Origin of the sequence: Bacillus sp. JJ1562 (assembly GCF_036962705.1) — a bacterium.
Taxonomy (GTDB): Bacteria; Bacillota; Bacilli; order Bacillales; family Bacillaceae_L; genus Ferdinandcohnia.
This window is the reverse complement of record NZ_JBALOQ010000024.1, coordinates 77,459-97,372: the sequence shown is the minus strand read 5'-3', so window position 1 is coordinate 97,372 and position 19,914 is coordinate 77,459. Positions and strand designations below refer to the sequence as shown.

The 19,914-nt window shown below is 37.2% G+C and carries 21 protein-coding genes and 2 riboswitches; of the genes, 13 read left to right on the top strand and 8 right to left on the bottom strand.

Annotation, left to right across the window (positions count from 1 at the left end):
- The first annotated feature begins 82 nt into the window (after positions 1 to 82).
- Together V7097_RS16230 and V7097_RS16225 are read left to right on the top strand one after the other, a co-directional pair.
- Positions 83 to 1,006, top strand: a complete 924-nt coding sequence (locus V7097_RS16230) for an ATP-binding cassette domain-containing protein (RefSeq protein WP_335704675.1) — start codon at positions 83 to 85, stop codon at positions 1,004 to 1,006.
- Positions 972 to 1,676, top strand: coding sequence for an ABC transporter permease (locus tag V7097_RS16225; RefSeq protein ID WP_335704674.1), 705 nt, complete (start codon positions 972 to 974; stop codon positions 1,674 to 1,676). Before V7097_RS16230 ends, V7097_RS16225 begins: the two co-directional genes overlap by 35 nt.
- A 222-nt stretch (positions 1,677 to 1,898) precedes the next feature.
- Here the strand turns inward: V7097_RS16225 and V7097_RS16220 are convergent, their stop codons facing one another.
- Entirely contained in the window at positions 1,899 to 2,807 is a 909-nt protein-coding gene (locus tag V7097_RS16220) for an AraC family transcriptional regulator (protein WP_335704673.1), read from the bottom strand.
- A 303-nt stretch (positions 2,808 to 3,110) separates the two neighbouring features.
- Here V7097_RS16220 and V7097_RS16215 point away from each other — a divergent pair, with 303 nt between their 5' ends.
- Positions 3,111 to 4,709: a glucose PTS transporter subunit IIA gene (locus V7097_RS16215; RefSeq protein ID WP_335704672.1), complete on the top strand. Its 1,599-nt coding sequence runs from the start codon at positions 3,111 to 3,113 to the stop codon at positions 4,707 to 4,709.
- A gap of 65 nt (positions 4,710 to 4,774) precedes the next feature.
- Positions 4,775 to 6,889 (top strand): glycoside hydrolase family 3 protein, encoded by a 2,115-nt coding sequence (locus V7097_RS16210; protein ID WP_335704671.1) that lies wholly within the window; start codon positions 4,775 to 4,777, stop codon positions 6,887 to 6,889.
- Between the two features lie 127 nt (positions 6,890 to 7,016).
- On the opposite strand, the gene V7097_RS16205 is transcribed toward V7097_RS16210, so the two are convergent.
- A complete protein-coding gene (locus V7097_RS16205) occupies positions 7,017 to 7,406 on the bottom strand; it encodes a DUF1259 domain-containing protein (RefSeq protein WP_335704670.1) in 390 nt (129 codons plus the stop codon).
- A gap of 300 nt (positions 7,407 to 7,706) precedes the next feature.
- On the opposite strand from V7097_RS16205, the gene V7097_RS16200 reads away from it, so the two are divergent.
- Positions 7,707 to 7,853, top strand: a complete 147-nt coding sequence (locus V7097_RS16200) for a hypothetical protein (RefSeq protein WP_335704669.1) — start codon at positions 7,707 to 7,709, stop codon at positions 7,851 to 7,853.
- Between the two features lie 327 nt (positions 7,854 to 8,180).
- Positions 8,181 to 9,413 (top strand): Zn-dependent hydrolase, encoded by a 1,233-nt coding sequence (locus V7097_RS16195; RefSeq protein ID WP_335704786.1) that lies wholly within the window; start codon positions 8,181 to 8,183, stop codon positions 9,411 to 9,413.
- A 172-nt stretch (positions 9,414 to 9,585) separates the two neighbouring features.
- Here the strand turns inward: V7097_RS16195 and V7097_RS16190 are convergent, their stop codons facing one another.
- A complete protein-coding gene (locus V7097_RS16190; RefSeq protein ID WP_335704668.1) occupies positions 9,586 to 10,347 on the bottom strand; it encodes an SDR family NAD(P)-dependent oxidoreductase in 762 nt (253 codons plus the stop codon).
- A gap of 124 nt (positions 10,348 to 10,471) precedes the next feature.
- Here V7097_RS16190 and V7097_RS16185 point away from each other — a divergent pair, with 124 nt between their 5' ends.
- The 4 genes from V7097_RS16185 (at position 10,472) to V7097_RS16170 (ending at position 12,892) form a co-directional block, all read left to right on the top strand.
- Complete coding sequence (locus V7097_RS16185; RefSeq protein ID WP_335704667.1) at positions 10,472 to 10,744, top strand: hypothetical protein; 273 nt, start codon at positions 10,472 to 10,474, stop codon at positions 10,742 to 10,744.
- A 219-nt stretch (positions 10,745 to 10,963) separates the two neighbouring features.
- Positions 10,964 to 11,227, top strand: a complete 264-nt coding sequence (locus V7097_RS16180; protein WP_335704666.1) for a DUF1292 domain-containing protein — start codon at positions 10,964 to 10,966, stop codon at positions 11,225 to 11,227.
- 8 nt (positions 11,228 to 11,235) lie between these two features.
- The gene (locus V7097_RS16175) at positions 11,236 to 11,613 is read left to right on the top strand and encodes a hypothetical protein (protein ID WP_335704665.1); all 378 of its coding nucleotides are present in this window, start codon (positions 11,236 to 11,238) and stop codon (positions 11,611 to 11,613) included.
- A complete protein-coding gene (locus V7097_RS16170) occupies positions 11,594 to 12,892 on the top strand; it encodes an erythromycin esterase family protein (protein ID WP_335704664.1) in 1,299 nt (432 codons plus the stop codon). Before V7097_RS16175 ends, V7097_RS16170 begins: the two co-directional genes overlap by 20 nt.
- A gap of 162 nt (positions 12,893 to 13,054) precedes the next feature.
- On the opposite strand, the gene V7097_RS16165 is transcribed toward V7097_RS16170, so the two are convergent.
- A complete protein-coding gene (locus V7097_RS16165; RefSeq protein ID WP_335704663.1) occupies positions 13,055 to 13,771 on the bottom strand; it encodes a 3-ketoacyl-ACP reductase in 717 nt (238 codons plus the stop codon).
- A gap of 199 nt (positions 13,772 to 13,970) precedes the next feature.
- Between V7097_RS16165 and lspA the strand changes: the two genes are divergently transcribed.
- Positions 13,971 to 14,450, top strand: coding sequence for a signal peptidase II (gene lspA, locus V7097_RS16160; RefSeq protein ID WP_335704662.1), 480 nt, complete (start codon positions 13,971 to 13,973; stop codon positions 14,448 to 14,450).
- 179 nt (positions 14,451 to 14,629) lie between these two features.
- Here lspA and V7097_RS16155 read toward each other — a convergent pair whose 3' ends face one another.
- Positions 14,630 to 15,790: an acyl-CoA dehydrogenase family protein gene (locus tag V7097_RS16155; protein ID WP_335704661.1), complete on the bottom strand. Its 1,161-nt coding sequence runs from the start codon at positions 15,788 to 15,790 to the stop codon at positions 14,630 to 14,632.
- An 80-nt stretch (positions 15,791 to 15,870) separates the two neighbouring features.
- Positions 15,871 to 15,980, bottom strand: a riboswitch (SAM riboswitch).
- A 159-nt stretch (positions 15,981 to 16,139) separates the two neighbouring features.
- Positions 16,140 to 16,243, top strand: a riboswitch (SAM riboswitch).
- A 91-nt stretch (positions 16,244 to 16,334) separates the two neighbouring features.
- Here V7097_RS16155 and V7097_RS16150 point away from each other — a divergent pair.
- Together V7097_RS16150 and V7097_RS16145 are read left to right on the top strand one after the other, a co-directional pair.
- On the top strand, positions 16,335 to 17,729 hold the full coding sequence (locus V7097_RS16150) for an LLM class flavin-dependent oxidoreductase (RefSeq protein ID WP_335704660.1): 1,395 nt from the start codon (positions 16,335 to 16,337) through the stop codon (positions 17,727 to 17,729).
- A gap of 153 nt (positions 17,730 to 17,882) precedes the next feature.
- A complete protein-coding gene (locus V7097_RS16145; protein ID WP_335704659.1) occupies positions 17,883 to 18,701 on the top strand; it encodes a MetQ/NlpA family ABC transporter substrate-binding protein in 819 nt (272 codons plus the stop codon).
- Positions 18,702 to 18,970: 269 nt separating this feature from the next.
- Here the strand turns inward: V7097_RS16145 and V7097_RS16140 are convergent, their stop codons facing one another.
- From V7097_RS16140 to V7097_RS16130, 3 genes are all read right to left on the bottom strand, one after another.
- Positions 18,971 to 19,144: a hypothetical protein gene (locus V7097_RS16140; protein WP_335704658.1), complete on the bottom strand. Its 174-nt coding sequence runs from the start codon at positions 19,142 to 19,144 to the stop codon at positions 18,971 to 18,973.
- Positions 19,145 to 19,179: 35 nt separating this feature from the next.
- Complete coding sequence (locus V7097_RS16135) at positions 19,180 to 19,332, bottom strand: hypothetical protein (RefSeq protein WP_335704657.1); 153 nt, start codon at positions 19,330 to 19,332, stop codon at positions 19,180 to 19,182.
- A gap of 43 nt (positions 19,333 to 19,375) precedes the next feature.
- A partial coding sequence (locus V7097_RS16130; protein WP_335704656.1) for a cell wall hydrolase occupies positions 19,376 to 19,914 on the bottom strand: 539 nt, incomplete at its 5' end.

The window sequence follows — 19,914 nt, the reverse complement described above, 5'->3', positions numbered from 1 at the left end:
AAGAAATTTGTAAGGATTGAGAAAGAAAAAAGATATGTTTGATGTTTATGATGAAAATAGATGAAGGAAAGGAGAAATCAGAATGAATGGTGTGGTAAGAACAACCGGGCTTACAAAAAAGCGAAAAGGAAAAGAGCTGGTAACAAATATAGATCTTCATATTCATAAAGGAGAAATATACGGTTTACTCGGTCAAAATGGTGCTGGAAAAACAACGATTATGAAAATGCTCACCGGAATATTGAAGCCAACGAGCGGAGAGATCGAATTATTTGGCAAGAGGCTTACGGAAAGTTCGAAATTTATGTTAAAGAGAGTCGGAAGTATTATTGAATATCCCATCTTCTTTGAACACTTAACTGCAATGGAAAATTTGAAGCTCCATTGCGAATATTTAGGATACTATGATGATAAGGGAATAAAACAAGCATTGGATATGGTTTATCTAAAAGGGATTGAGAATAAATCTGTGAAAGAATTCTCACTAGGGATGAAGCAACGACTTGGGATAGCTAGAGCGATTATTACTAAGCCTGAACTGATTATTTTAGATGAGCCTACAAATGGTCTCGATCCGATTGGGATAAAAGATACCAGGGATTTAATCTTAATGCTTAACAAGGAGTACGGAATAACCTTTATCCTATCAAGCCATATTTTAGGAGAAATGGAACAGGTTGTAGACAGAATTGGCGTCATTGATAATGGAAGGTTGTTAAATGAAGTGACATTAGCAGATATTCAAAGCCAACGAACTGATTATATTGAGTTATTGACAACAGATGTACAAAAAACTCTTTATTTACTTGAATATAAATTGCATATTTCCAATATGAAAGTCATTCAAGGAAATAGGATCCGGATATATGATCTAACTCATTCTCAAAGCGATATTTCAAAATTGTTGATTCTCCATGATATTGGCATTGAGGAGATTCAAAAGCATACGAGCTCCTTGGAAGATTATTTTTATGAGCAAATTAATGGCGGTGAAAAAATTGTTTAAATTAATGATGCTAGAGTGGAAAAAATTAAAACGTGTTTCTATTATTTCTGAAGTAATCATTTACTTGCTAGTGCTAATGATAATGCCTATGATTTTTATAAAAACGGTTACGCCCTTTTTTGGTGAGAGCTATGCTGCATTCATGGAACTTAATTTTAATATACAAATGGGACTCGTCCTGTTTGGGGGATCCCTTATCTGTCAGGTTTTCATTGATGAATATAAAAATAAAACAATCTCGCTTTCTTTCGGATACCCGATCAGCCGAAAAAAGTTGTTTATGGCAAAAGTACTTTTTATCTCTCTTTTTATCTTTCTTACAACAATTCTTTCCTATATTTTTACGGGTTTAACAACCTATTTGCTTGATCAGGCATTCCCTTTTATTAACGGACAGCCAACGAATTCGGATATGATCGCCTATTTAAAAAATATGATTTTCGTTTCGCTTATGATAACTCTAATTAGTTTCATACCACTCTTTCTCTTTGGGATTGTGAAAAGAGGAACAATTACCACTGTTATAAGCTCAATAGTCATAATGAATTCACCGAAATTATCAATATACTTTAATTTTGATCTGGAAACCATTCTTGCAGTACTTTGCATACTAGGAGCACTTAGTATCTATTTTTCCATTAAAACTGTGGAGAGTGTAGGGGAGATATAAAATGCGGTGGATATGACATTCCAACTGAGGATATCATCAGGAGAAATAAAGTTATTTACCATTATGGGTTCATCCTGTCGAGAACATTTCAGATAAAAGGGCCTGACCGCAAGTGTGTTAAAGCATCACCGCACTTGGTGTTAGGCCTATTACTTATTTGGTAGCTAATTAGTAAAGTTTCGATTATCCTTCGTTCAGCGACTTCCTAGGTGTCTATTTGGACTACCTTCTAAACTCCTTTTGTAAGTTTTTGGGAGACAGATTATATTCCTTTTTAAAGAGTCGATAAAAGCTGGAGTAATCTTGAAAACCGCATTTCGTAGCAATTTCCTCGATTGAGAGTTCATTTTGCTTAATTAATGCAACGGAGGTTGCAAGTCGTTTCAAAAGTACATATCGATAAAATGGTACTTTCATGTGATTTTTAAAATAATGAGAAAAATAATATTTATTTAAATGAAAATGACTTGATACGTTGTCTAAATTCATTTCTGGATCGGTCAAATGGTTTTCAATGTATTCGATAATGGAATTTAAGCGTTGATCTGCATCACTGCTTAGACTGTTTGTTGGCTCACTACTGGCTGGATTTAAGATAATTTGCAGAGCTTGAAATAATAGATAATGTAAGGCAAAGGAATTAGGGCCACTATTAACTTTTAGACGATTACTTATATCTTGGAAAAGCGAGAGAATTTCCTTTATATTTTCGGATTGGAGATGGACGACATAAGAACCCTGAGTTTTATGATAATTTATCCTATCACTCATATAGGGAGAAATCGATAAGAATTCAGCCAATAATGATTTGCTAATGGTCGATACAATTCTCTCATAGTTGTCGAAATCACTTACTTCTGCCTTATGTACCGCATATTGGGGAATGATGACAACATCCCCTTTGGTTAGTGAATATACTTGTCCTTCACAAAAAAACTCACATTCACCTCCTAAAAATACGAGAACCTCCATTGCGTCGTGACTATGCAAGCGGAATAAGGGCTCGATTTCAGAATAATTCTCTGATGATTTGTCAGGCGGTCTGCCCCAATCATGTGACTGATATTTTTTGCTCCAATAATAAACCTCAAAATTCTCATTTAATACCGGCATAAATGTAGATTCTTTCATAATTTGCTCCTTTTAATATAGCAAGATATACAATGTTATCAGCAAGATTAACAATTTATTTCATGTATTTCCTTGATATTATATCACTATAATCTTTAAAAAAAGAAGTCTCAGAGTAAATGAAAGCCCTATCTAGGCGTAAAAAGTTTTGAAAATGAAAGCCTTGTCTTGTGGAGATTTTTAGTAGATGCACTTGACATCTAGTTTAGTTAGTCTGAACCAACGGCCTTTTATTCCTCTAAGATAAATTAGAAATAGAATTTCATTTACATCAAAAGAACTCACACCAAGGAGGACATGATCTTGAACAACAATGATACTACTTCAGAGCAAAAGGAAACAGTCTTTAATAAAATATTAGGGGCCATTAGTGGAAGTTTTGCACCCATTTTAGGGGTACTTGCCGGTTCGGGCTTAATTACGGCTTTATTATCTATTTTAAAGTCATTAGGCTGGGTATCCGCTGAAAGCGGTACCTATGCAATCCTTGCTGCTGCTGGACATGCAGTGTTTTACTTTTTTCCTATTTTCCTCGGATTTACGATGGCAAACAAGCTGGGAGCCAATGGATTTGTTGGAGCAGCAATTGGAGCAGCGTTATTAGAACCAAATTATGTGAATTTAGTTACCTCTCAGGCACAGGATGTATCGTTCTTAGGGATTCCGGTTCTACTAGCCAGTTATTCATCCACCGTGTTTCCTATCTTAATCGCAGCATCCATCTATGCTTTATTAGATAAGTTTTTAAAGAAAGTGATTTATAAAGATTTACAAATGTTCATCAATCCGATGATTTCCTTAATCGTAATTGTGCCATTAACCATCCTTATTTTTGGTCCATTTGGGACGTATGTGGGGCAGGGCTTAGCATTCGTTATTCAGTTTTTAAGTGATCAAAGTGGATTAGTTACAGGAGCCGTATTGGGTGCGGCATGGTCTTTCCTTACGATTTTAGGGCTTCATTGGGCGGTTATTCCAATCGCGATTGCCAATCTTGGTGCATCGGGTCTTGATCCAATTATTGCGATGGCTGCCGCGGCACCATTTGCACAAATCGGTATGGGGCTTGGCGTTTTCTTTAAAACAAGAGATAAACAATTAAAAACACTTGCTGGATCAGGACTACTACCAAGTGCATTAGCAGGGACAACAGAAATTATCACATATGGTATTCTCGTACGATATAAGCGAACAATGTTATACGTTGGGATAGCTGGAGCAGTCGGTGGGGCAATCATCGGAGCGTTTAGAGTATCGGCAACGGCCTTTGCACTTCCAAGTTTCTTGTCCATTCCTGTATTTACACCAATCGGAATCTTTGCAATCGGTGTGTTTGCTTCCTTACTAATCGCAATGGTACTTACCATTGTATTTGGATATGAAGGCAAGAACGACCTAAGAGCAGCTAAGAAGACAAACAAAGAATTTGGATTAGGAAACGTAAAGAAAGAAATGATCGCAAGTCCATTAACAGGTCATATCGTTCCATTAAGTAAAATAGCCGATCCGCTTTTTTCAAAAGAAATTGTAGGAAAGGGAACTGCAATCGAACCAACAAAAGGTGCCATCATTTCTCCAGTGGACGGAGTCGTAACGACATTATTCCAGAGTAAACATGCGATTGGAATCACATCGAATGACGGGGCTGAAATTTTAATCTCGGTTGGGGTTAATACAGTTAAGTTGAAGGGTAAATATTTTACTTCCCATGTAGAGCAATGGTCTCAAGTGAAAAAAGGTGATCTACTCATTGAATTTGACATCGAGAATATTAAAGCAGCTGGATACGATCTGAAATCTCCTGTCGTGATTACCAATACAGAAGAATATTTAGAAGTAAAACCAATAAAAACGGGTAATGTTGAATCAGGTGATGATACATTACTAAAACTAGATGCATAGCAAACAAAAACAATGGTGTAAACACTTAGAAATCGTAATAATGAAACCTATTAGGAGGAACTGACATGCAAAAGCAACCTGATTTACAAGTTAGAACGAAGAAACTGATTGAACAAGATGGTTTGAAATTTAAAGATTTAAATAATGATGGCAAACTAGATCCTTATGAAGATTGGCGTTTAAGCCCGAAAGAACGTGCAGAAAATCTTGTTTCCTTGATGAACATCGATGAAAAAATCGGGATGATGCTGATCAATTCTAGGAAAATGGGACTTGCCCAGGAAGATAAAAGCAAGACAAGCCATGATGGCGTCTTAGATGAAAGTATTATCGAAAGAGGAGAAACCATTTTCGCTACTAGCAAAGTATACGGAACCACTCATACGATTGCTAACAGGAAACTAAGACATTTCATTTTAAGAGATAACTTCACACCAGCTGAAATGGCGGAATGGGTTAACGCGCTGAATGAAGTAGCTGAGGGTACGCGCTTAGGAATTCCCGTTCTCGTTGCATCGAACTCCAGAAATGAAAATGGTGAAGCAGTATTTGGTATGAATGATGCAATCGGTATCTTCTCTACATGGCCAGGAACATTAGGATTGGCAGCAGCGGCTAAGGGCGATATCCAAAATGGTGGTGACGCCTCCCTTATTAGTGAATTTGCAAACATTGCCCAAAAAGAATGGAATGCCACAGGTTTAAGAAAAGGGTATATGTATATGGCAGATGTGGTGACAGATCCGAGATGGCAGCGTACGTATGGAACATTTGGGGAAGATCCAGAGTTTATTGCTGATGTGATCGGTCGTATCCTTGACGAATTCCAAGGCGAAACCTTAGGAAAAGATAGTATTGCGATGACTACGAAGCATTTCCCAGGTGGGGGAGCGAGAGAAAATGGCTTTGACCCTCACTATGAAGAAGGAAAATGGAATCTATACCCAACTCCGGGTAGCTTAGAAAAATACCATCTACCACCATTTAAAGCAGCGGCAGATCATGGAACATCTTCCATCATGCCATATTACTCGATTCCAAGTATTAAGAAGAGTGTGGTCCAGGAGTTTGAAGGGGAAGAAATCCCATTCGAAGAGGTTGGATTTACGTTTAATCGTTATTTCATCGACCATATCCTTCGTGGAAAGCTTGGATTCAAAGGCTATGTGAATAGTGACAGCGGGATTATTAATAACATGAGCTGGGGTATGGAAAACAGCAGTGAAGCGGAACGCTTTGCGAAAGCAATAAATGCGGGTACCGATTTGATTGCTGATACGAATGATATTGAAAATCTGAAATTGGCTATTAGCAATAGATGGATCACTGAAAAACGAATCGATGAGTCAAATGTACGACTCTTAACAGAAATGTTCGCTTTAGGTCTATTTGATGACCGCACATACAATGATCCAGAAAAGGCAACTGAGGTTGTCAGCACGAAAGCGCACTGGGAAGCTGCATACGAAGCGCATAAAAAATCAGTGACCGTACTAAAAAATTCAAACGAAACCTTGCCACTTACATCGGACAAGCTGGATGGTAAAAAGGTGTATATTGAAGTGTTCCATAAGGAGCAGGAAAGAGCAACTTCTTATACAGAAAAAGCAAGAAATGAAGCAAAAGAACTCGGACTGTTTAACTTAACAGGCAACTATGAAGAAGCCGATACAGCGATTCTGTTCCTACATCCAAAATCTGGTTCTTACTTTAATGCAACACCAGGTCTACTAGAGCTTGATATTTGTGAGGATAAAGTAAACTCGGCGATTGATGGTTCATTGTATCAGGAATCTACTTTAAGTGGACTTGACCACCTAAAAGAAGTTGCTGACAGCATCCATAGCCGCGGCGGTAAAGTCGTGATGAGTGTAAATATTATCCTTCCATGGATTTTAGGAAATGTAGAACCAATGGCTGATGCTTTGATTGCGGGCTACGATACATTCCACAATGCACAGCTTGAAGTGATTGCAGGGAATCATAAGCCAACAGGTGTCTTACCAATAACTTTACCAGCAAGTGAAGGAGTGATTGCCGTTTACCAAAATGGAGATTGCGTATCACCAAATGACGTACCAGGATATGACAAAGACAAATACATGCCAGCAGGAATGACTTATGCGTATAAAGACAGTGATGGTAATGTATATAAACTTGGTCATGGGTTGAAATATTAATAATAAAATGAAAATCACAGGTGTAAAGCCTGTGATTTTTTTGTGGGATTGAAAAAGCACGGAAAACGGTTCATTCAACTTGACTGGATCCTCGATTCAAAAATAAGCTTCTATCTCCGGAAAACAATTATCGAAGAACCTTCAGTGCTTCTGAAATTTTGTGAGCAAAATGTAATGGGGGTTCAACAGATTGAAAGTGGATATAAAGAATATTCGGTTTGGTGAACAGCCAATGATTATGAATGGCGCTCACTATTATCCCATTTTTAATTAAAATTTTTGTAAATGCTGGAATTTCTTCTTCGAGTATAACGGTTTCCCCAAGATTAAGGGCATTGCCCTCATAATCCAAAGATGCAAATGATATTTCGGCCTCTATTTTTCCAGGGCTTGGACGACCTTGAATGGTAACATGTAGATTCCGTTTAATACTTACAGAACAAACTTCATTTTTTACTTCTGGTTTTTGGTTTAGAATTTGGCCAAATTGTTGGCAGAGTGTGTTGAAATTATTCATTAGAAATCCTCCCCAATCTATTTTTATAGTTTATGCAATTGTTTTCGCCCTGCTTCTTTCGTAACTCTCATTTGATCAAAATTAAAAGGCAAACATGATAAATTTAGCGTCTCTTACCCTAGTAAGGCGCGTTTTTTTATGAGAAAAACCGACGTGATGCTGCATTTTGCAAAGGAAGCTGGATGGGCAGGTTATCTGCTAATTGTCTTTTCGTTAGAGATGCCTTAAAAACTGATCACCTCTCGATTAATTGCGTCAACTTGTGGGTTTAATCGATTGAAAATGAGGGACCCTGGGAAAATGTTAAGTCAAAGTCAAAAGGATCGATGGGTGGAAGTAATTGGGCAGCTAAATGAAACCAATATCCAAATTTTCGATGGGGCTGGACAAACAGTTTCAGAAATGAGAGCAAAGACACGAAAGATGCTGCATCAATTTCCAAATTAATTGGAATGCCGTTGATCTGATTCTATTTAAGTGAAAAAACGCAAAGGTGTACTGGGTCTCATTTTTAATTAGGCTATGATGCTGCCAATAATGATTTAACATACTATAAAATAATCCGTTTATATTTTTTACATTTTGTATAATGACATTATGGTTAATAGAGTTATAATTTTAAATAACTGAATATTTAAGTAATTAATACATTAAGACTTTTTGGCATGGGATGCTTCTGACGAGGTCCTTTTGATTGTTTAGTTTCAACTCCATCAGATACTAGAATGCAAGAAGGATCTTTGGTTATCACTAATTAAAGGGGAGTCTACAATGTTGCAAAAACAAAAACTGTTAATCAATAGGGAAAGATTAATGAACGAATTGGAACGATTTGCAGACTTTGGCAGGACAGAAAAAAATGGAGTGACAAGGCTAGCATTAACAGATGAAGACCGACACGCCAGGGATTATTTCCGAGCATGTTGTGAGGAATTAGGAATGGATGTGAAGATTGATGATATGGGATGTATGTATGCTACACTTGAAGGCACTGAGAAAAAACCTCCTATCCTGATTGGCTCCCATTTAGATTCCGTCAAAAAAGGAGGCAGGTTTGATGGTGTACTAGGGGTAGTAGCCGGTTTAGAAGTAGTAAGAACCCTCGTAGACCATAATATTAAACCTAAAATTCCAATTACTGTTGTGAATTTTACCAATGAAGAAGGTGCTAGATTCGAGCCTTCGATGATGGCATCTGGTGTTCTAGCAGGTAAATTTACAAAGTCCGTCATGATGCAAAAGCAGGATTCTGAAGGAATTACTTTTGGCGAAGCACTAAAGGCGATTGGATACGAAGGGAATGTGGAAAACCGCCTTAAAGAAGCAACCGCTTTACTTGAATTACATATAGAACAAGGACCAATTTTAGAATCTGAAGCGCTTTCGATTGGTGTTGTAGAATGTGTTGTAGGTATGGCTTGTTATGAAATTGAAGTGACTGGGGAATCCAATCATGCAGGTACCACCCCGATGAACATGCGTAAGGACGCACTGTTTGCAACGAATAACCTTATAAATGAGATACGGAAATACTTTGGTTCTTTAGATAAGGATCTAGTCTATACAATAGGAAGGATAAATGTCTATCCAAGCATTCATACAGTTATTCCGAATAAAGTTGTTTTTACCCTTGAGGCTCGTCACAAGGATATGGATATCGTCAACGATGTGAAAAATTTCGTTGAAGGTCTTTCGAATTTGGAAATGAATGAAGGATGTGAGATAGAAGCAACGAAATTATGGGAACGAGATACAGTTTGGTTCAAGCCCGAACTCTGCAATCTTATAGAGCAATCCGCAAAATCACTTGGTTACACCCATAAACGCATGGTTAGCGGTGCCGGGCATGACGCGCAGTTCATCGCAAGCTATATCCCTACCACCATGCTGTTTGTACCGAGCAAAAATGGAAAAAGCCATTGCGAAGAAGAACTGACCACCTTGGAGGAATGCGAAAAAGGAGTAAACGTCGTCTTGAATACTGTCATTAGCCTATTATCTCAATAAAAATAAAAAAATATATAACAAGGAGGTAAAGTTTTTTTCTATTTTCCAATATTACTAGAAAATTATTAGAAGTCGAAAACGTGTTCCTAAAAAGGCATTAGTAATTTAGAATAAACCAAACGCTCAGACAATTCTGAGCGTTTGTTGTGCAACATACGCTAATTATTTTCTATTATCCACGTGTATTTGTAAACCCACCATCAATGCTGATAACTTCGCCATTAATGTATTGGGCAGGCGATGTTAATAAGAAGGCAACTAATTCTGCTACTTCTTCTGGTTGACCATAGCGTTTTTGAGGAACCGATTGGATTGCAGCCTGTTTAATTTCAGGTGGTTGAGATTCGAAATAAGCTTTGATCATCGGTGTTTCTGTTCCACCAGGAGCAATCGCGTTACAACGAATACCTTTGCTTGCATACTCCATCACGATACTCTTGGTTAATCCCACAATGCCGTGTTTTGTAGCAGAGTAAGTGACAACACCTGCTTGACCAATCACACCAGCGGTTGAAGAAGTGTTAACGATTGAACCGCCACCGTTTTTCAACATAACGTCTAATACGTATTTAACTCCATATAATGCACCCATTAAGTTAATTCCAACAATCTGTTCAATTTCATCAGTTGAGACCTCGCCAAAAGGTACGCCACTACCAGAAATCCCTGCATTATTGAAAAAGTAATCAATCGTACCAAATTTTTCAATAGCTGCATCTACATAAGCTTTTACATCTTCTTTTTTTGATACGTCCGCTTTTACAAAGATGGCATCAACGCCTAATTCTTTAACAAGATTAACCGTTTCAGCCCCACCTTGTTCATTAATATCGACCACTACGATGTTAATACCTTCTTTTGCTAGTCGAACAGCAGAAGCTTGTCCTAAACCGCTTCCACCACCAGTGATAACTGCTACTTTTGAATTTGTCATACCTAACACCCCTTATGTAATTTCCTTTTGTTGTCTTTACATTATTATTCTAACATAGAGAAAATTTTAACACTTAGAAAATGCTCGAATATTGTCGATTGTTCGATTCAAAAGGCGTATTAAAATGGATATGGAAAAAAGCATTTACGTAGAAATTTTCTGTATGCCTCTAAGAAAAAGTGGAAATATAACAAAAAAGGAGAAATATAATAAAATACAGGAGGGTAATATGGAAAAGGGTCATTATAATGAAGATGCCAATTTAAAAAGAAAAGAAAGTGAAACATTAGAAATTAGTTCGACAGGATACGGATTAGAATCTGTTTCAAAAGAAAATGAAGATGAATACAGACTTGAACAAAGAAATAGCCATTTAAGATCGATATTACAAAACTGATCTTTAATGAGGAAATTAAAACTATAGTAAAAGTAATACAACAAAAAACAACCCTTAATATGTAATAAGAGTTGTTTTTTTGTTGTATTTAAATATGAAACGAAATACCAGAAAAAAGGACACTTTTTAAATGCGGTCATCACTTATGAAAATTTGTTTTTTAAGTAATTTTGATGGTTTAGGTAAAGATATGAATGCAAATTACAGGAGGTGTACTACATGAACAGTGACGTATATCGAGATAAAATTGTTGTTTTGGATCAGAATGGGGTTGAAAAAGAATTTTCGATTGAAGCCTTATTTGATATGAAGGACAAAACATTTGCATTGTTACGCTCTGAACAAGATCAAAATAACACATTTGTCATGCAAGTGGAGAATACGGATGATGGTCAGTTTTTGACAGGAATTAGCGATCCATCCGAACGTGATATGGTTCTAGATGCATATGAGATAGCTATTGATGCTAATCCAGCGGAGTAAAATTCTGAATGGAAAAGAAGATACTAGATGTTATTGATCATCAAATGAGGAATCAAATAGAAAAAGAAATAGAAGGTTTGACGTTTACAAAAAACTTTCGATCGCCTTCTGCCGAGGAATGGTACGTTTTTTTACCGAGCTATAAAGACCCGAATACTGGTGGTGCAGCTGGCAAGGTTATTATTCACTATAACCTATATGATACAAAGGAGATATTCATCAATACTACAATACTATTTGACGACCCTGCCTTACATAAAGAATCACTTCATCACCTTGTTTATGCTATTTCTGATGAGCTTGTAAACCGATTGGTTGGATATGCGGATACTCTTCTCTCAGTTCATGCAGGTGAGAATACGTATAATGCAGAATACAAAAACTGAAGGGGTTATTATGGAAGATAAAATGATACAAGCAATAAAACAACATGCAATTCCAATTACCAATTCTAAAGATAACCTTGATTCACTTGTTACTTCTATTAAAAATCAGAAATATGTTTTGTTGGGGGAAGCCTCACACGGAACGTCTGAGTTCTATAAAATACGTGCTGACATCACCAAAAGATTAATCGTTGAAAAAGAGTTCACCTTTATAGCTGTAGAAGGTGATTGGCCAGCATGTCAAGAGGTGAATCGCTATATAAAAGGGTATTCAACTCAATATAATAATGCTCGTGATGTCCTAATGTCTTTTAAACAGTGGCCAACCTGGATGTGGGCAAATGAAGAAATAATTGAATTAATCGAATGGTTAAAAGAATTTAATGAAGGAAAACCGTTTGATAGAAAAGTTGGTTTTTATGGAATTGATATCTATAATCTATGGGAATCGATGGATGAAATACTTAAGTATTTAGAAAAAAGAAACTCACCAGATTTTGAGGTCGCGAGAAAGGCTTTCGCCTGTTTTGAACCATTTAATCGTGATGCGGAAAAGTATGCTTTGTCCTCATCTTTTTATTCTGAGGGATGTCATGAAGAAGTAACAAAACTTCTAATGGAAGTGAGTTTAAACAAACATACCTATCATGATTCAGAGGAAAGCAGTTTAAACGTCGAGGTAAACGCGCTTATTACCGCTAACGCTGAAAACTATTATACAACCATGATTACAAACGATAATGAATCATGGAATATTAGAGATCGTCACATGGTAGAAGTCATAAATAAAATTGATTCGTTTAATAACAGTCATTCCAAAGGGATTATATGGGAACACAATACACATGTTGGGGATGCAAGAGCGACGGACATGGAAAAAGAAGGAATTGTCAATGTAGGACAACTCATAAGGGAACAAGTAGGTTCGGAAACCGTGTTTATTGTTGGTTTCGGTACACATCATGGGACGGTTATTGCAGCTACCAAGTGGGGTGTAGACTTTGAAAAAATGAATACCCCTCCCGCGGTTTCCGGAAGTTGGGAAGATTTTCTCTATAAAGCAGGTGCTTACGATAAACTCCTAGTATTTACGGATAAAAATAGAAAATTATTTACTAGGCCTATTGGCCATCGCGCAATTGGCGTTGTCTATCATCCACAATATGAGCATTACGGTAACTATGTTCCATCAGTGATAGCAGACCGATATGATGCGTTTGTTTTTGTAAATAACACAAATGCTTTAACTCCACTTGAAGTATCTGGCGTGTTAATTTAACTTTATTCAGCAGGAGTCCCATACTTTTAATAAAACCGTTCATGACATTGGAATGAATAGTTATGACAAGGTAGTAGTTCCCCCTTAGTGCATAACATCCTATAAAAAGAAGACGCCATCCAAAATACATCGGATAGCGTCTTTTTATTTCGAATAGCCCTATTAAGGGTTTGTCGACCAAAGTCCAGCATGTTTTAATACAACACGCGGATGAAGTTTTAGCTGTGCAACCATTAATTCTGCTAAATCTTCTGCTTGCATCACTTTTTCTGGGTTGCCGTCGGTTAGGTTTAACTCAACCGCCATATCTGTTGCAACCGTACTTGGTGTTAACGTTGTTACGCGAATATTTTTCTTGCGCACTTCAAGCATTAATGATTCACTTAGTCCGATAACTGCAGCCTTTGAAGCAGAGTATGCACTCGTAATGGGTGCACCTTTTTGACCGGCTGTTGATGAAATGTTAATGATGTCGCCTGTGTTGCGCTCTATCATTTCCGGTAATACCGCACGTGTTGTGTAATACACACCTTTTACATTAACATCGATAATATTTGTCCATTCTTCAGGCGTTAAGTCCATGAAGTTACCGAATTTTGAAATGCCGGCATTGTTTACTAATATATCGATTGCTCCAAGTTCACCACGAATGGATTGAACCGCTGAGGTAATAGAGTCTAAATCCGCTACATTTGCTGCAGCTATTACTGTCCTCACATCATACTCTTTAAGTTCTTCTGCTACTTTTTGTAAATTTTCAGGTGTACGCCCAATAAGACCTACATGAATACCTTCTTGCGCGAAGGCAATTGCTGTTGCTCGTCCTATTCCACGGCCAGCTCCTGTAATTACTGCGACTTTTCCTGCGATTTTTTGCATGTTTTTACCTCCATTGGATGAGATAGTTATAGTTTAGACGAAATAACGTGTATTAAACTACACCTTTTTAAAGGAGGACTATTGCACAGCTGAAATAAAAAATGCTGCAACGCTTTTAGAGGAACGCACGCTAGTTAAGCAGATTCCTTTAATATCTTGAATCTATATATTAAAATTACTATCAAAATACAAAGAAAGTGTGATTCATATTTGGTTCTATGCTGTTGCTATAGTTGCGATATTCATTGATCAAGTTTCAAAATATTTGGTTCGTGCCCATTTAGAAGTCGGAGAGACTCTCGAAGTTTGGAATGGGGTTCTCCATTTCACACACTATCAAAATAGCGGAGCGGCTTTTGGAATGTTTGAAGGATATGGTCGTCTATTTGTTCCTGTTGCCATCATTGTTGTAGGTATTTTCCTTTATATGCGTAAGAAGGGTCATTTAAATGGGTTCATTATGGAAATAGGAGCCGGACTTTATGTTGGTGGAGCGATTGGAAATGCTATAGATCGGATATTTTTCAATCAAGTTACAGACTTTATCGACTTTCAATACAATGGAGGTATTCTTAATCTCGCAGACTATGCACTCAATTTCGGCATAATCCTGATTTTAGTAGATGCCATAATTGTGGAACCTATAAAAAAGAGAAGGGCTGTAGCTTCAGGATCATGAGGCTTCCATGTGTTTTCACCAGAAAAGGTGGATTAACTTTTTAATTTCACAAATAATCAACCAAAATCCTAAAAGCCAATGACACCATTTATCATTCAAATGGTGTCATTTTTATTTCATTTTAACAATCGACATCGGGACAGGTCCTTTTCGACAAGGTAATAGCAAATATTAATCTTTTATTCATCTAATACTGCCTTTGCTAGTGTATAAACAATTGCATCATCTGTTGGAGGGTTATGGAGCCCTGCACGAACATCACGGAAATAGCGTTGGAGAGGGTTTTGTGCGGAGAGGCTTCTAGCCCCAACAATTCTCATTGCCAAATCTACTATCTTGTTTGCACTGTTTGTTGCTATATGTTTTACCGCTGCTAGCTCTGATCCCATACTACCACGCTGTTCAGGATGTTCTACCCATTTTCTGGCGACGGAATAGAGTACTTCACGTGCATTAAATAATTCTAGTTCCATCTCTCCAATTTTTCTTCTTACTTCTGGTACGTCTTTAATCGGACCTGGTAATGTGGTAGGGCTGTATTCAGAAGCGAATTTTATCGCATAATCTCTAGCAGATGTAGCTATTCCTATGTATACAGCTGGGACTTGTAGATACCAAGCTTTAGGGAATGGTTTTTGGATATCCTCTTCTACCAATAAAGCATCCTCAGCAACAAGCACCTGGTCTAAAATAAGGTCATCACTTTTTGTTCCCCTCATGGAAACACTATCCCAAGTTTCTTTTATATGAACTCCGTCTAATTTATGGTCAACCAAAATAAACCCTTTTCTTCCAGTTAGATTAATATCCACTGTAACAATTGAATAATCGAGTGCAACGGCCATTGAAGTGAAGGCCTTAGCTCCATTTATCCGCCATCCATTCTTTTCTTTAATCGCGGTAGAGGTAGGAACGCCACCTCTAGAAGGGCTCCCTGTAGCGCGTTCTGTTTGAGCAAGGTTAATAAGTGCATTCTCTTTTACGATTAAATCACATACCTTGGCAAAGCTTTCTTCCTTCCAATTTCTACTTTCAGCTACCTCGAGGATAAGGCCGAGCTGCCAGCCGAGTGATAGGGCAGTTGGTCCATCCCCTGTGGCTATCTGTTCCTGAATCTTGAGAAAATCATATAGGTTAATACCAAGGCCACCATACTCGATTGGGACAGTAAGTGCTAAGAATCCAAGTTGCTTTATATCCTCAAAATTTTCATAAGGGAATTCTCCGTTTGCATCAATATTGGCAGACCTTTCCCTAAAAATCTCAGCTAAATCTTTGGCTTGTTTTAATAAGTTTTGTTGTATCGTGCTGTTGGTTAATTGATCATATGCAATTGTCATACTCATTCCTCCAATCATTTTTTCTCATAAAAAAAGCCCACTTTCGAGGCGACGAAAGAGGACTTCGGTTGTTCTATCCTTTCTCATCTGTCAGACATTTATGTCTGCTGGAATTAGCACCTTGCTTAATAATATAAGTGGTTGCTGCAGGATCGTAGGACCAGTTTCCTCCCCTGACTCTTGATAAGTTTCTTAAACTATTTAAATTAGTTTACACTTTATATGATGATTCTGTTATTGTCAATATTAAAAAAGTACTATCAAATAGGAATTATTAAAGTGTTCAAAAAACATGTTGACAATATTTTCATCCTCATGTATATTTTGGATTAAATTTAATAATCTATTTTCTTTATCTAGAGAGGTGGAGGGACTGGCCCTTTGATACCTCGGCAACAGGCTTTAAAAAGTACTGTGCCAATTCCAGCAAGCGATAAGCTTGAAAGATAAGGAAGGATTTGTGCTTATTTGTGTAAAAGCCTCTTCTTTTCTTAGGAGAGGCTTTTTTATTTTTTAAAAAAATTTAACAATAGGAGGATTGAAAGTGAGTAAACAAAAACAAATTATTCTAAATGCGTTTGAAATGAATAGTTCCATGCATAATTCACACGGGTTTTGGAAGCATCCAGAAAATAAAAGACATCGTAGATATAAGGATTTAGACTATTGGGTTGATTTAGCGAAGCTTTTAGAGAGAGGGAAGTTTGATGCGGTGTTTTTCGCTGATGTCCTTGGCATTTATGATGTGTATCAAAAGAGTAAAGCACCCTCAATCCGAGATGGGCTGCAGGTGCCATTAAATGATCCTGCCTTGCTTATTTCTGCAATGGCTCATGTAACGAAAAATCTGTCTTTTGCGGTTACGGTAAGTACTACATATGAACCGCCATTTGCTAATGCTAGGCGTTTTTCTACTTTAGATCATTTGACAAAGGGAAGAATCGCGTGGAATGTGGTCACTTCTTATCTGCCAAATGCTGCAAAAAACTTTGGTCTGCAAGATATGATTAAGCACGATGAGCGATATGATATTGCAGATGAATTTCTTGATGTTTCGTATAAATTATGGGAGCGAAGCTGGGAAGATGATGCGGTCGTTGAAGATGTTGAAAATAATACGCTCGTTGATCCAGACAAGGTACATGAAATTAATCATGAAGGCCGTTATTTTAAAGTTGAAGGGCCGCATTTAAGTGAGCCATCTTTACAACGAACTCCTGTTATTTATCAAGCAGGTACATCCGAAAAAGGTCGGGAATTTGCTGCAAAGCATGCCGAGTGTATATTTGTTGGCGGTCCGACGCCTCAAAGAATTCGATATTATGCAGATGATATTAGAAAAAGAGCAGAAAAACATGGTCGGAATCCAGAAAATATTAAGATCTTTTCATTTCTCAGTGTAATTGTTGCTGAAACAACTGAAAAAGCGGAACGGAAATTTGAGGAATATAACAAGCTGTGGAGCTCAGATGCTGCAAAAGCACAGTATGGGGCAAGTGGATATGACATTGCCGAGTACGAAGATTTGGATCCAAATGAGCCATTTGAATATAAAAAGAAGACGGAAGGAGGGCATTATAAAGCTGCGACTCTTACCAAAGATGCACCCAAAAAATTAACGGTAGGTGAAGTGTTGAATCGTTTTGAGTCATTGGACCGAAACAGTATTATTTTTGGAAGTCCTACAGAGGTTGCGGATGCGATTCAATTCCAATTTGAAGAATCCGGGGTTGATGGCTTTAATTTAAATCATTTAGTCACGCCTGGCGACTTGGAAGACTTCGTTGATTTAGTAATCCCTGTTTTACAGGAACGTGGGTTTTATAAAACAGAATACAAGAAAGGTACTTTACGAGAAAAGCTGTTCCCAGAGGGTAAAAGTACCTTGCCGGAAGATCACCCTGGAAGTAAATATAGACGTGTGCCTGCTAAACAGTAGAAGATGCCTGAAATAGGAAGTAAGGGAAACAGCCATCATAAGTGTGTTGAAGATTATTTTTTAAATTGTGTTATTACAATGAGTGCAGTATTTTGGGGACTTTATAGCAAAGGCCGTTAATAAAAGGTAAATAAAAAGGAGTGATAGTGAAAAATGAAAAAAATGTTTTTTGTAGTTTTATCGGTATTAGTCGTTAGTGCACTTACTGCTTGTGGGGCTAATAATAGTTCGGCGACTGATGGAGAAAAGAAAGAGTTGGTGTTAGGTGCAACGGTTCCATATAGTGACATGCTTGAAGAGGGTGTAAAACCTTATTTAGAAGAAAAAGGGTATACGGTTACAGTGAAAGAGTTCAATGATTACGTACAACCAAATACAGCACTAAACAATGGGTCATTAGATGCAAACTTGTTTCAGCACAAAGTGTATATGGATGCATTCGCTGAGGAAAATAATATGGAATTATCCAGTGTGATTACGGTTCCAACAGCGCCAATAGGTATCTATTCGAATAAATATGATTCATTGGGTGAAATAGAAAAGGGCAGTACCGTCGCAATAGCTAATGATCCTGCGAATCTAGCCAGAGGACTTACCGTGTTAAAGGAAAACGGAGTTATTGACTTTGATAGTAATGTGGATCCGCTCAGAGCTACCGAGAAAGACATCACAATCAATCCAAAAGAGTTAAAATTTCAGCCAATTGAAGCAGCGCAATTACCACGAACCCTAGAATCAGTCGATCTTGCTGCCATAAATGGTAACTTTGCTATATCAGCGGGATTAGACTTAAACACTGCTCTTGTTAGAGATAAACTGCCTGAAAATATCATCAATCGGGTTGTTGTAAAAACAGAAAATATCGATAAGCAATTTGTGAAGGATATTGTAGAAGCAATAGAATCAGATGCCTTCAAGAAAGTAATTGATGAAAAATTCCAAGGCTTCCATAGACCTGATTGGATGCAGTAAATCGCTAGTATAGGGGATTGATGAGGAATTAAACGAATGTTATGAAAGGGGCATTACTTTCATTTTAACGGACAGAACTGTAGATTGAACGAGCAAAAATCTATGCATCATCAAAAAGATTGATCATTTATTTATAATTTCACAAATAATCTACAAAATCCTATAAATCAATGACACCGTTTATCGGCAATGGTGTCATTTATTTATTTTTTTAATATAAATAAATAAAGAAAATGGCTGAATTTCTTAGCCATTTTGTACTTAATAATCTAATTATGTATTTGTTGTTGAACCTGTTGAATGATCTGTTGCGCTTTTTCTAGTTCACTTTGGGCGAAATGACATGCCTCTGATTCACTACTATTTGAATTAACTTGTTTTAAATGATGATGTGCTTTATGAATAATATCTTGAGCTTCTTGTAATTTGCTTTTAAAGTTCAATGTCGTTCATCCCTTCTATAAGTTGTTCTCTTTTATCATGTGATACTCTTCAGTTTTTCTATTCCGAGAGGTTTTTGCTTTACTGTTTCAGAAGAATTAGAAGTTGGTATTGATCGACTTTTTTCTGTATTTGTGTCCCAAATACTAAACTCAATATTATTTGGCGTTTCTTTATTATTTTTTGACATATTATTTACCTCCAATAGTAGTTTTTTACGGCAGATATATACACTAAAAAGCAAATACATGGTTCCCAATAGTTGTTGAGACTGTACGACTTCTAAGATAGGAGCTTGATGTTTTATTAGGGTTGTAAAAAAATAATGCTCCATTTGTTGGATCTTCACCATTCATCGCTCGTTTGGCTGCTTCTAGATGCTGTGCATTAGGAGTTGCAGTATTGATTGCACCGGTTTCTGCTGGTGTAAATTGATAATAACCGTAGCTTTTCTCAAACAAAACATCCTTCACGTTATTTGGAAATAAAGGACTTTTTACCCGATTCATGATAACAGCACCAACGGCAATTTGCCCTTCAAGTGATTCACCTCTTGCTTCACTATAGATCATTTTTGCAAGCCACTCTACTTCTTCTTGGTTATACGCTGACTGCTTCTCAGAGGCGATAGACTTTTCAGGCTTTGCGGTCGTACCGCCAGAAGGGATTGTCAATGTTTGTCCAATATTTAATAAATCCGAAGACAAATTATTGGCCTTTTTGATACCATCTACGGTCGTGCCATTACGTGTTGCAATACTGTATAACGTAT

What these genes read in the sequence shown, in the direction of transcription:
- V7097_RS16230 (WP_335704675.1), top strand. Translation starts at nt 83, where the DNA reads ATGAATGGTGTGGTAAGAACAACCGGGCTTACAAAAAAGCGAAAAGGA.
- V7097_RS16225 (WP_335704674.1), top strand. Translation starts at nt 972, where the DNA reads ATGAGCAAATTAATGGCGGTGAAAAAATTGTTTAAATTAATGATGCTA.
- V7097_RS16220 (WP_335704673.1), bottom strand. Translation starts at nt 2,807, where the DNA reads ATGAAAGAATCTACATTTATGCCGGTATTAAATGAGAATTTTGAGGTT.
- V7097_RS16210 (WP_335704671.1), top strand. Translation starts at nt 4,775, where the DNA reads ATGCAAAAGCAACCTGATTTACAAGTTAGAACGAAGAAACTGATTGAA.
- V7097_RS16205 (WP_335704670.1), bottom strand. Translation starts at nt 7,406, where the DNA reads ATGAATAATTTCAACACACTCTGCCAACAATTTGGCCAAATTCTAAAC.
- V7097_RS16200 (WP_335704669.1), top strand. Translation starts at nt 7,707, where the DNA reads ATGTTAAGTCAAAGTCAAAAGGATCGATGGGTGGAAGTAATTGGGCAG.
- V7097_RS16190 (WP_335704668.1), bottom strand. Translation starts at nt 10,347, where the DNA reads ATGACAAATTCAAAAGTAGCAGTTATCACTGGTGGTGGAAGCGGTTTA.
- V7097_RS16185 (WP_335704667.1), top strand. Translation starts at nt 10,472, where the DNA reads ATGGATATGGAAAAAAGCATTTACGTAGAAATTTTCTGTATGCCTCTA.
- V7097_RS16180 (WP_335704666.1), top strand. Translation starts at nt 10,964, where the DNA reads ATGAACAGTGACGTATATCGAGATAAAATTGTTGTTTTGGATCAGAAT.
- V7097_RS16175 (WP_335704665.1), top strand. Translation starts at nt 11,236, where the DNA reads ATGGAAAAGAAGATACTAGATGTTATTGATCATCAAATGAGGAATCAA.
- V7097_RS16170 (WP_335704664.1), top strand. Translation starts at nt 11,594, where the DNA reads ATGCAGAATACAAAAACTGAAGGGGTTATTATGGAAGATAAAATGATA.
- V7097_RS16165 (WP_335704663.1), bottom strand. Translation starts at nt 13,771, where the DNA reads ATGCAAAAAATCGCAGGAAAAGTCGCAGTAATTACAGGAGCTGGCCGT.
- V7097_RS16155 (WP_335704661.1), bottom strand. Translation starts at nt 15,790, where the DNA reads ATGACAATTGCATATGATCAATTAACCAACAGCACGATACAACAAAAC.
- V7097_RS16145 (WP_335704659.1), top strand. Translation starts at nt 17,883, where the DNA reads ATGAAAAAAATGTTTTTTGTAGTTTTATCGGTATTAGTCGTTAGTGCA.
- V7097_RS16135 (WP_335704657.1), bottom strand. Translation starts at nt 19,332, where the DNA reads ATGTCAAAAAATAATAAAGAAACGCCAAATAATATTGAGTTTAGTATT.